Source organism: Salinisphaera sp. C84B14 (genome assembly GCF_040361435.1).
Taxonomy (GTDB): Bacteria; Pseudomonadota; Gammaproteobacteria; order Nevskiales; family Salinisphaeraceae; genus Salinisphaera.
The window spans coordinates 101,220-112,500 of sequence record NZ_APNL01000012.1 but is presented as its reverse complement, the minus strand read 5'-3'; the positions used below and the strand labels follow the sequence as shown (position 1 = coordinate 112,500).

The window sequence follows — 11,281 nt, the reverse complement described above, 5'->3', positions numbered from 1 at the left end:
GGAAAGACCCCGTGCACCTTTACTACAGCTTTACACTGGATTTTGAACATTTTTGTGTAGGATAGGCGGGAGGCTTTGAAGCGTCGGCGCTAGCCGGCGTGGAGCCACCCTTGAAATACCGCCCTGAAATGTTTGAGGTTCTAACCTAGGCCCATTATCTGGGCCAGGGACAGTGTATGGTGGGTAGTTTGACTGGGGCGGTCTCCTCCCAAAGAGTAACGGAGGAGTGCAAAGGTACCCTCAGCGCGGTCGGAAATCGCGCAACGAGTGCAAAGGCAAAAGGGTGCTTAACTGTGAGACCGACGGGTCGAGCAGGTACGAAAGTAGGTCTTAGTGATCCGGTGGTTCTGTATGGAAGGGCCATCGCTCAACGGATAAAAGGTACGCCGGGGATAACAGGCTGATTCCTCCCAAGAGTCCACATCGACGGAGGAGTTTGGCACCTCGATGTCGGCTCATCACATCCTGGGGCTGAAGCAGGTCCCAAGGGTATGGCTGTTCGCCATTTAAAGTGGTACGCGAGCTGGGTTTAGAACGTCGTGAGACAGTTCGGTCCCTATCTGCCGTAGGCGTTCGAGATTTGAGAGGATCTGTCCTTAGTACGAGAGGACCGGGATGGACGCACCTCTGGTGTTCCGGTTGTCACGCCAGTGGCATTGCCGGGTAGCTACGTGCGGAAGGGATAAGCGCTGAAAGCATCTAAGCGCGAAGCCCACCTCAAGATGAGATCTCGCTAGCCCCTTGAGGGCTCTTAAGGGTCGTCCAAGACGAGGACGTTGATAGGCCAGATGTGTAAGCACGGCAACGTGTTCAGCTTACTGGTACTAATTGCCCGTGAGGCTTGGTCATATAACGCTCAAGCGCTTTTACGTGCCTATACAAAGCAGTGTTCGATTGCATATAGATTGTTTCCAGTTTGCCTGGCGGCCATAGCGAGTAGGAACCACCCGATCCCATTCCGAACTCGGAAGTGAAACTACTCAGCGCCGATGGTAGTGCGGGGTCTCCCCGTGCGAGAGTAGGTCACCGCCAGGCTCTTAATAGAAAGCCCCGAGCATAAGCTCGGGGCTTTTTTTATGCGCGCTTTTTTCGTGGTTTTGTGGCCTCGGTGTTTGTGCCGTAAGTTCGCGGGCACGATGCCGCGTTCCACGCGGACGATGCGCGTTGCGCGAGCAGTGCGCCGCCCACGGCTAGGGCAGGTCTGCTGGCGTGCTCCAACAACGGCCGGCTTCGCCTGTTCGTGCGTACGCATGGTGCCGGCAGTCGCATGCGCTGGCTATTCGAGCGCGCCCTTGGAGCTATGCGGCCGCCGCAAACCGACAGGCTCGTACGTTGCAGCTACGGGCGGCGACCCGCGCGAAACGCGCAGCGTCGGGAATAGTGCGCCGGCGCGACGGACGAGCAAGTGCAAACGAATAGGCTTGTCAGAGTCACCGGCATAACAACGCGTCCACAGGGTATGGCTGTGGCCAATATGGTTGTACAATACACAAATGAATCGAGTGGCCTGGCTACTGGCGCCGAGCGCCGAAAACCTGTCGTTCGCGATTCGTTGTTGTATTTCGGTTGCGCTGGTGCTCTATCTTGCATTCTGGCTCCAGCTCGACAACGCCTACTGGGCGTTCATCAACGTCGCGATCCTTATCCAGCCGCTGCCGGGCTTCCTGGTGGTCAGGGCGTTTTCGCGCCTGCTCGGTACCTTCGTCGCCGGCATCGTATCGATTACGCTGATCGCGCTTTTTGCCCAGAGCTACACCCTGTTCTGTACCAGTCTGGTGCTCTGGGTGGGCTTAATGGTCTTCTGTGCGAGCCTGTTTCGAAACAACATGTCGTACGGCTTCGTGCTGGCCGGCTACGTGACGATGATCGTGGGCGTACGGGCAATGGGCGACCCGTCGACCGTATTCTCGGTGGCCGTGGCGCGTACCGCCGAAACCGCACTCGCCGCCGTGGTCGCTGCGTTCGTGAGTGTATTGCTCGCGCCGGGTACCACGGCGCGTAAGTATCGCGCCGCCCGCATCGAAGCGCTCAAGGCCATCGGCGCCCAATTCAGGCGTATCGATCGCAAACCGCAGCCAGGCGATGCGCAACAGGGCGATCCGGGCGATCCGAATACGCCGCACCCGCAGCTCCATGAGCTGGTCAATAAAACGCTGGCCCTGGAGCAAACACGGCAATACGCGCGCTACGACGAGCCCGCTTTTGCCGAGTACGATCGACTGGCTCGCCGCCTCGACTACGAACTGTTGTCGCTGGTCAGCGCCATGGCGTCGCTGCAGGTCTATCTCGGCAAGTTCGGGGATCGTATCGACCGTACCCCGTTACAGCGCCTCGACGAGGCCGCAGCGCTGCTCGAAAAGGATCCGAACAATACGTCCGCGATCAAGCTGGCCTTCAGCAAGGCTTACAATGCGGTACTCACGAACGCCCGCGCCGACCGGGAGCGCGATCACGAGCGGTCGCTGGTGGACTGGGTAATCATCACGCGCGCGCTGGATCTTGCCAATCGCATGCGAGCTGCGGTCATCAAGCACGGCCTGCTGCTGGCCGAAAAGAAGAGCGTTCGCGATACGCCTCGGCGTACGGAATTCCAGACGCCTGTCTCGCTGCGAGAATCGCTGCGGACTACGGCGCGCGCTGCCACCGCCATCGCGGTCGGCGCCGCCATCTGGGCGACCCACGACGAACCGGCGCTAAGCGGCATGATGGTGTTGCTGGCCGTGCTTACGACCTTGTTTGCGCTCGGTGACGACCCTGCCGGCGGTGCCAAAGGATTTGGTATTGGCGGCCTTTGTGCCGGGGTTGCCGCGTTCATAGCCAATTTCGCGTTGCTGCCCGCGGTCAACGGGTTCGTGATGCTGATGGTGGTGCTGATGCCGTTCGTGTTCGTGGCGAGCCTCGCCATGGCCACGCCCCAGTGGGCCTTGATTGGACGCATCAGCCTCGTGCAGTTTGCGCTACTGGTGAACCCGGCCAACGGCGCACGCCAGGATTTTGTGAGCTTTGCGGAAGCGTTCATGGGCGCGGAGCTCGCCGTGATTCTGGCGCTGGCGGCCTTTGCCATTATCCTGCCGGTCACGCCACGCGATCTGTTGCGCGAACGCCTGGCGGGCATGTTCGGTGAGCTTGCCAAAGGCTTTACCGGCTCGCGCGAGCGTTTTGAAACGCGCGTTTACGATCGCCTGCTGCGCTTGCCAGTAGCCGCTGACCAGGGCCGCACCCATGTCAGCGCCCGGCAGGCGGCGTTCTCTGCGGTGAATATGGGTATCGAGGCACGATCGCTACGCCTACTGACGACCCGCGCCGGGTTCGACGATGCAATCCAGCAATCCGTGCATGAGGAGCTCGAAGAACTCGAGCGTATGTTTGCTCACGGCTATCCCCCGGTGAAGGACGTATTCGCCATGCAGACGCGGGCCAATGCGCTGGCCCAGCAGATGCTGACCCAGGCGCTGTCGTTCACGCCAAGACTGCGTCTACGCCACGGCGTACGCGCCGCGGTGGCCGCAGAGTTGGTGGCCGCGGCGCTGGCCGACTATGGGCTAGCGCGCGAGAATGCCGACGGCACAGCTATTCGTCTGGGAGAGGCCGATCGTGTTGTCTGAGCAGATTGCATTCGGGGGCATTTACCTGCCGCTGTTTCTGGCGTTTCTCGCCGCGACCGGCTTGATCTATCTAGTGGTTCAACCGCTGTTGCTGCGCAGTCGTGCGCATCGGCTGTTCTGGCATCCGGCCCTGGCGGGTGCGGCGTTCTTCATCATTCTGCTGGCCAGTTTGATGCTGGCGTTCGGGCCATGAACGCGCCGGTCGACGCGGTATAACGAGGTTTATCCAAGGTTTTCCTGAATGGCGAATTCGAAACGAGTTTTTGCGGTCACGCTACGCGTTATTGCCACGCTGACCGTCGTCGCGATCGCGGTGCTGCTGGGCTGGTTTGCCTGGCAGCACTACGTCTATGCGCCGTGGACGCGCGATGCGCGTGTACAGGCCAACGTCGTCAATATCGCACCGGAAGTTTCCGGCACCGTGGGCCGGGTCGCGGTCGCCGACGACAGCTATGTCCACAAGGGGGATCTGCTGTTCGCGATCGAGCCGGTGCGTTTCGAAAACGCCGTGGCCGAAGCCCGCGCCGCACTCGAGCAGGCCAAGGCCCAGGAAAACTTCGCGAGGCGCAACGCGCGCCGGCTGGAACGCCTGCCGCGTGGCGGTGTATCGACCCAGGACCTGCAACAGGCCGAATCGGAAGCTGCCTCCGCGGCCGCCTCGGTCAGCCAGGCCGAGGCCCGTCTTGCCCAGGCAAAGCAGGATCTGGACTGGGCCACGGTACGCTCGCCGGTCGATGGCTATGTCACCCATCTGCTGCTCGACGAAGGCGACTATGCCACCCAGGGTCAATCGATGATGACGCTGGTCAACGCCGATACGTTTCGTGTGACCGCGTATTTCGAGGAGACCAAGCTTTCGCATATCGATATCGGCGACCCGGTGGATATCGACCTCATGGCCAGCCCCGAGCGGTTGCATGGGCGCGTCGCGAGCATCGGCCGCGGTATTGCGGTGGCCAATAACGCACCCGGTGAGCGCAACCTGCCCAACGTCGATCCGGTCTTTCAATGGGTGCGCCTGGCCCAGCGCGTGCCGGTCACCATCGACTTCAACTCCCGGCCGGATATGCGCGTGCTGACCGTGGGCCTGTCGGCCACCGTGCACGTACGCCCGGAGCAGGCGGATACGCAGCGCTCGACCTCGGCGAACGACAGTAATGACACGCCAGTAGCCGCGCCCAGGCTGGAGAAAGCGCGGGCCGAAGGGCTGGCGCAGCCCGTCGATACCCCGGTTATGCGCGGCTCGGGTGGCTAGCGTCGGTCCGCCGGCGCGCTGGTCGCGACATCGTTCAGGCGGTCTACGCGCCGCAACGCCGGGAACAGCGCCATCCAGATGCCGACTACGGCGAGCGTGCCAACGCCGCCGAACACTACCGCGCCGACGGTGCCGAACAGCGCCGCCGTCACGCCCGATTCGAATTCGCCGAGCTCGTTGGAGGCGCCGATGAAGAGCATGTTCACGGCGTTCACCCGGCCGCGCATGGAATCCGGCGTTGCCAGCTGGATTAGCGACGAACGCACGAACACGCTGATCATGTCGGCCGCGCCCATCACCATAAGTGCGGCGAACGACAGCACGAAGCTCGTCGACACGCCGAACACGATGGTGGCCACGCCGAACACCGCGACCGCCGCGAACATGATCGCGCCGGCACGTCGTTCGAGCGCGTTGCGCCCGAGATAGATACCCATCGAAAACGCGCCGATCGCCACCGCACTGCGCAGCAGGCCCAGCCCTGCCGGGCCCACGTGCAGAATCTCGTGGGCATATACCGGCAACAGGGCGGTCGCACCGCCCAATAACACCGCGAACAGGTCCAGCGAGATGGCCCCCAGGATGATCGGGCGGGTGCGTACATAGACGATGCCGGCGGTAAACCGTGCGAACGCGCTGGCACGGCTGGTATCGGCACGCACCGGCAGGCGCCGGCGAATCGAGGCAATCGCCAACGCCGCGCTGGCAAACAAGGCGGCACAGAGGCCGTAGGCAAACGCCGGTCCGGCCAGATAAACCCCGCCGCCGAGCGCCGGGCCGCCAATCACCGCGACCTGAAAGGCCGAGGAATTCCAGGCAATCGCCTTGGGCAGACGGCGTTCGCCGACCACCTGGGGCAGCAGGGATTGCATACCCGGACCGGCGAAGGCGCGGGCCATGCCGAACAGCACCAGCACGGCGAAGAAACCGACCGGCGACTCGGTGCCCGACAGGGTCAGTACCAGAAACAGCACGCCGGCTATCGCCTGCACCAGCCAACTCGCGGTCAGGATCAATCGTCGCGGCAGTCGGTCAGCGGCATCGCCGGCCGGTAATACCAGCAACGCCATGGGCAGGAACTGGGCGAGTCCGACCCAGCCAAGGGTGAGCGGGTCGCGGGTCATGGCATACAGCTGCCAGCCGACGACGACAGACTGAATCTGCGTCGCCAGCGTGGCCGTGATACGTCCGGTCAACAACAGCATGAAGGCGCGGTCGCGCAATACGCTGTCGGCGTCCAGGGTAAAGAATCCTGCCATAGTCGATGCATCCTACACCGACGGCGGCCTGGATGGTTCAGTCTTCGGGCTGGACGTAGTGAATCGCCAGGATCTCGAGTTCACGCCGACCCTGCGGAAGTGCGATGTCGACGATATCGCCAAGACGCTTGCCGATCAGCGCACGGGCCACCGGCGAGTTCAGGCTGATGGCGCCGGTCGCTGCCTCGGTTTCGTCGGCGCCGACGATTCGGTATCGATGGTGGCTGTCATCTTCGTCGACGACATCGATCCAGGCGCCGAAGAATACCTTGTCCGGATCGTCGGGCGTGGTCTCGACCACGGTCAGCTCATCCAGGCGTTTGCCGAGATAGCGGACCCGCCGGTCGATCTCGCGCAGCTCCTTCTTGCGATAGATATATTCGGCGTTCTCGGAACGATCGCCCTCGGCGGCTGCCGCGGACAGTTCGCGGGTGACGTGCGGGCGTTTTTCGCGCCAGAGATAATCCAGTTCGTCGGCCAGCCGCTGCCAGCCAGCGCGGGTGATGTAGTCGCGTTTCTTCGCTGCGGTCATGGCACCTATTGTACGGGTGCCCGCCGCCAGCCACTTGGTAGATCGTGGCGAACCCGCTTTCAGAGCCTTTACATTCGACAGGGCTCGCTTTTGACGGCGATCGTCTAATTCGCACGAATAATCGGCTGGCGCGCAACGGTCTAGCTGCGTGAAGCGCCAGGCTCGAGCAGGATCGGCTCGAAGAACGCAGCCAGCTCGTCGGTCGCGCCCAGCGGCAGCACGTGGGCCACGTACTGGTCGGGCCGCACGATCACCAGCGCGCCCTTGGCGGGGTCGATACCGCGCCGCTCGAAAATATCCGCTGCCGGGTCGAGGGCGAACACGTTTTCGTAGTCGACCAGCTCGAAAGGCCCGGTGCGCGGCATGAATGCCTTGGGTACGGTTTCGATGGCCACATCGGCATGCGCCTGCGGATAAACCACTTTCACATCGAAGATATGGTTGGTGTCGCGGTCTTTCGGCGTATACGCCACGACCGGCGACCGGGGCGAGCTGGTAAGCCAGTCGGCCCAATCGGCGAGCGCCGTGTCGGAGCCGGCTGCCTTCGAATCGGCGAATACGTAGATCCGCCAGCGGCCGTCGGCGCGGGCCTGGTGACCCAGCTGCAGCGGGTTGGCATCGCATACGCGCACCACCGGTGCGGACTTAAAGCGTTTGCCAATCGGAAAACCGCTCGCCAGTGCCTGATAGGTGGTTTCGCCGGTAATCAACGACGGCTTGTATTCGGTCATGAAGCCGGCCGGAAACTCGGCGGTCTTGACGTAGAAGTCCTCGAGCTGGCCGGGGTCGTCGAAGTCCTCTTCGCGGGTGGCCATCAGCGTCGACCATTCGCGGTCGAAGTCGATGAGGTTCTGGGCGACTTCCTGTCGTTCCTCGGAATAGGTGTTGAGCAAGGCCGCCGGGCTGCGGCCATCGACCACGTAGCCGAGTTTCCAGCCCAGGTTGAAGCCGTCCTGTATCGAGACGTTCATGCCCTGGCCGGCCTTGGCGCTGTGGGTGTGGCAGGCATCACCGGTGATCAGCACGTTCGGCGTCTGGGTGGCCGGGTCATCGACGTCGTCGAACTTGTTGGTCAGCCGATGGCCGACTTCATACACGCTGTAGCGGCCGATGTCGCGTATGTCGATCGAGTAGGGATGCAGGATTTCGTTCGCCTTGGCGACCGTCTGTTCGAGGGATGTCTCGCGGATGCTGCGGCTGGCATCGTCGGTGGCGACTTCGCCCAGGTCCACATACATGCGAAACAGATGCCCGCCCTCGCGCGGAATATGCAGGATATTGCCGCCGGCCTTGGACTGGATGATGCACTTCTTGCGGATATCGGGAAAATCGCTCACTGCCAGGGCATCGACCACGCCCCAGGCATGGGCGGCCTGCTGACCGCGCATTTCGCGCCCGATCGCCTTGCGTACCTTGCTATGCGCGCCGTCGCAGCCGACCAGATACTTGGCGCGTACCGTGCGCTGTTCGCCTTCGCGCCCTGCCGCCGTATAGCGCAGCGTGACGGTGAGCGGATAATCCGGGTCGCCGTCGTTCTCGACGTGGACGAACTCGATACCGTAATCGGGCCTGATGCGCGCCGGCGAGTTTTGCATGAACTCGACGAAATAATCCTGTACGCGCGCCTGGTTGACGATCAGGTGCGGAAACTCGCTGATGCCCTGCGGATCGTCGACCGGCACCGATGCGCGGGCGATATGCGATGGCTTGTCCGGGTCCGGACGCCAGACCGCCATTTCCGTGATGCGATAGGCTTCTTCGGTAATCGCGCCGGCGAAGCCGAAGGCCTGAAAGGTCTCCACGCTGCGTGCCTGGATGCCATCCGCCTGACCGACTTCGAGACGATGCGGGCGGCTCTCGATCAAGCGCGTATTGACGTTCGGGAACTGCGACAGCTGAGCCGCAGCGGTCACGCCGGCGGGGCCCGCGCCGACGATCAGCACATCGATCTGGTCGGGCAGATCGTCCGGGCGGTCGATACCGACACCGGCCGCGGGTTCGACTTTCGGGTTGCCCGAGACATAACCATGATGGTGAAACTGCATTGGTGCATCTCCTCAGACGGCGGCTCTTCTGCAAGAAGAATTTTTTTATGCTGCAGAAAGCGGCGTTTTGAGTCGTCTCGCACGACGACTTGTATAAGTGTTCTAGTCGTTCTTGTAAGTGGCACGAAGCTGGCGCGCCGAATTGACCAGCAGCCCTACATCGCTGCCCACGGCGACAAACGTCGCGCCGAGTTCCAGGCAGCGGCTGGAAAAATCATGGTTCGACGACAGCATGCCGGCCGGTTTGCCGGCGGCCACGATGCGATTCACCGCGTCTTCCACGGCCTGGCGCACATCGCCATGGGTCGGGTTGCCGCGATGGCCCATGTCGGCGGCCAGGTCGGCCGGGCCGATGAACACGCCATCGACGCCGTCCACGGCCAGGATGTCGTCCAGCGCAGCCAGTCCGGCCTGCGACTCGATCTGCAGCAACAGGCAGATCTGGGCGTCGGCTTCATCCAGATAGCCGGTGTAGGTGTTGTAGCCCGAAGCGCGCGCCAGCGCCGCGCCGATACCGCGCTTGCCGGCCGGCGGATACGTCACCGACGCCACCGCGGCGCGGGCCTGCTCGGCCGATTCGATCATCGGTACGAGCAGTGTCTGGGCGCCGATATCCAGCATCTGCTTGATGGTCGCGCGATCGTCGTCTTTCACACGGACCACCGGCTGCGAGCGTGTATCGCCCATGGCGCGCAGCTGTGCGAGCACGTCGCGCAGCCCGTTCGGGCCATGTTCGCCGTCGATCACCAGCCAGTCGAAACCGGTATGCGAGCAGATTTCGGCCACGGTCGGGTCGCCACAGGCTACCCAGAGACCGATCTGGGCGTCGCCCTGGGTCAGTCGCTGCTTGAATGTATTGATCGGTACGGACATGACGAACCTATTCGAAGTCGATATGCACCTGACCGAACGCGCCGAAATCGGCCGCGATTTCGGTGCCGGGCGGGCATTCGATCGGGCTGATGAAAGAGCCGGAGAGCACGACATCGCCTGCGTTCATGCGCTGGCCGTAGGTGTGCATGCGCCGTGCGAGCCAGACCAGGCCGTCGACCGGGTCGTCGAGCACGCCGGCGCCCAGGCCGGTCGCCACGGTTTCGCCGTTCTTCTTGACGATGGCACCGACCCAGCGCAGATCGAAGGCATCCGGCGCATGGCGTGCCTCGCCGAGCACGATGCCGGCATTGGCGGCGTTGTCGGCCACCGTGTCGAAAATACGGCGACGCTGGCCGGTTTCCGGATCGGCACGCAGAATGCGCGTATCCAGGATCTCGAGGGCGGGCACCACATAGTCTGTCGCGGCCAATACGTCCTCGCGGCTGACGTCGCCTTCCAGCGGTGCTTTCAGCACGAAAGCGATTTCGGCTTCTACACGCGGCTCGATATAGCGGGTGTTCGGCACCTGCGCGCCGCTTTCGAACAGCATGTCGTCGTAGAGCACGCCGCTGTCGGGCGTTTCGATGCCCAGCGCGTCCTGCATGACTTTCGAGGTCAGCCCGATCTTCCAGCCCAGGATCTGCCGGCCGGCATCGAGCTTCGGCTGCATCTGGGCGGTCTGGATCGCATAGGCATCGTCGAGCGTCATGTCCGGGTGGGCGACCGACAACAGGCCGATCTGGCGCCGCTCGGCCTCGGCGGCCAGCAGGGCCTGGGCCGCGGCATCGATCTGGGCGGCGTCGAGAGTCATTGTTCGTCTTCCACGTGGTTGGACAGAACGCCCACGCCTTCGGCCTCGACTTCCACCACATCGCCCGGCTTGAGCCAGACCGGCGGGTCGAGTCGGGCGCCCGCGCCCGTGGGCGTGCCGGTGACGATCACGTCGCCCGGCTTGAGCGTGGTGAAGGTCGAGATATAGGAAATCAGATACTTGAAGCCGAACATCATGCGCGAGGTGCGGTCGTTCTGGCGGACCTCGCCGTTCACGCGCGTGGTCAGCTCGATATCGGCGATCTGGCTTTCATCCTCGAACGGGACGAGCCAGGGGCCGATAGCGCCGGTTCGATCGAAGTTCTTGCCCTGGGTGACGTTGAACTTGGCATGGCGTACCCAGTCGCGGATCGTGCCCTCGTTGCACAGCGTGACGGCCGCGACATGATCGAGTGCGGCGTCTTCTGGGATGCGCCGGCCTTCGCGGCCGATAACCAGCACCAGCTCGCCTTCGTAGTCGAGCTTTTCCGATTCCGGCGGGCGCACCACGGCCTGGCCGTGGCCCACGAAGCTTTCCGGAAAACGGATGAAGATCGAGGGGTAGGGCGGCAGTTCCTGGCCGTCCTTGTATTCGGCGTTGCGATCCGGGTAGTTCACGCCCACGCAGATGATCTTGCCGGGGTTCGTGACCGGGATATCGAACGCGACGTCGTCGAGGCCAAGATCCGGCGCCCGCCCGGCGGCCGATTCGGCCAGCTGGCCGAGCGCGCCGGCGGCGATGGCATCGTCGAGCGTGGCCCACTGTGCGCCGTGGATGGCGCCCAGGTCGACGATGCCGCCCTCGACGACGGCGCCGTAGCTGCGTCGGTTCTGGTGAACGAAGCTTGAAAGACGTGGCCGTGTGATTTCAGACATGGGGCATCCCCTTGTTGGGTTGCGAT

Annotated in this window: 9 protein-coding genes and 2 rRNA genes (1 of these 11 running past the window's edge); 5 read left to right on the top strand and 6 right to left on the bottom strand. The window is 63.2% G+C overall.

Annotation, left to right across the window (positions count from 1 at the left end; all coding sequences use genetic code 11):
- The 5 genes from C84B14_RS11940 to C84B14_RS11920 all read left to right on the top strand — a co-directional run.
- A 23S ribosomal RNA gene (locus C84B14_RS11940) occupies positions 1-849 on the top strand; it begins 2,048 nt to the left of the window's first position.
- A gap of 70 nt (positions 850-919) precedes the next feature.
- Positions 920-1,035, top strand: a 5S ribosomal RNA gene (gene rrf, locus C84B14_RS11935).
- A gap of 467 nt (positions 1,036-1,502) precedes the next feature.
- Positions 1,503-3,605: an FUSC family protein gene (locus C84B14_RS11930; protein ID WP_353224345.1), complete on the top strand. Its 2,103-nt coding sequence runs from the start codon at positions 1,503-1,505 to the stop codon at positions 3,603-3,605.
- The gene (locus tag C84B14_RS11925) at positions 3,598-3,798 is read left to right on the top strand and encodes a DUF1656 domain-containing protein (protein ID WP_502949906.1); all 201 of its coding nucleotides are present in this window, start codon (positions 3,598-3,600) and stop codon (positions 3,796-3,798) included. Before C84B14_RS11930 ends, C84B14_RS11925 begins: the two co-directional genes overlap by 8 nt.
- Before the next feature lie 48 nt (positions 3,799-3,846).
- Positions 3,847-4,860, top strand: a complete 1,014-nt coding sequence (locus C84B14_RS11920) for an efflux RND transporter periplasmic adaptor subunit (protein ID WP_353224343.1) — start codon at positions 3,847-3,849, stop codon at positions 4,858-4,860.
- Here C84B14_RS11920 and C84B14_RS11915 read toward each other — a convergent pair.
- The 6 genes from C84B14_RS11915 to C84B14_RS11890 all read right to left on the bottom strand — a co-directional run bounded on the left by C84B14_RS11915 (position 4,857) and on the right by C84B14_RS11890 (position 11,255).
- Positions 4,857-6,119, bottom strand: coding sequence for an MFS transporter (locus C84B14_RS11915; RefSeq protein WP_353224341.1), 1,263 nt, complete (start codon positions 6,117-6,119; stop codon positions 4,857-4,859). The genes C84B14_RS11920 and C84B14_RS11915 overlap by 4 nt on opposite strands.
- A 37-nt stretch (positions 6,120-6,156) precedes the next feature.
- Positions 6,157-6,651 (bottom strand): transcription elongation factor GreB, encoded by a 495-nt coding sequence (gene greB / locus C84B14_RS11910; protein ID WP_353224339.1) that lies wholly within the window; start codon positions 6,649-6,651, stop codon positions 6,157-6,159.
- 140 nt (positions 6,652-6,791) lie between these two features.
- Positions 6,792-8,696, bottom strand: coding sequence for an FAD-binding monooxygenase (locus C84B14_RS11905; RefSeq protein ID WP_353224337.1), 1,905 nt, complete (start codon positions 8,694-8,696; stop codon positions 6,792-6,794).
- Between the two features lie 102 nt (positions 8,697-8,798).
- Positions 8,799-9,569, bottom strand: a complete 771-nt coding sequence (locus C84B14_RS11900) for an aldolase/citrate lyase family protein (protein ID WP_353224336.1) — start codon at positions 9,567-9,569, stop codon at positions 8,799-8,801.
- A gap of 7 nt (positions 9,570-9,576) precedes the next feature.
- Positions 9,577-10,380, bottom strand: coding sequence for a 2-oxo-hept-4-ene-1,7-dioate hydratase (hpaH, locus tag C84B14_RS11895; protein ID WP_353224334.1), 804 nt, complete (start codon positions 10,378-10,380; stop codon positions 9,577-9,579).
- Positions 10,377-11,255: a fumarylacetoacetate hydrolase family protein gene (locus tag C84B14_RS11890; RefSeq protein ID WP_353224332.1), complete on the bottom strand. Its 879-nt coding sequence runs from the start codon at positions 11,253-11,255 to the stop codon at positions 10,377-10,379. The genes hpaH and C84B14_RS11890 overlap by 4 nt, the downstream gene beginning before the upstream one ends.
- Positions 11,256-11,281: the final 26 nt, after the last annotated feature.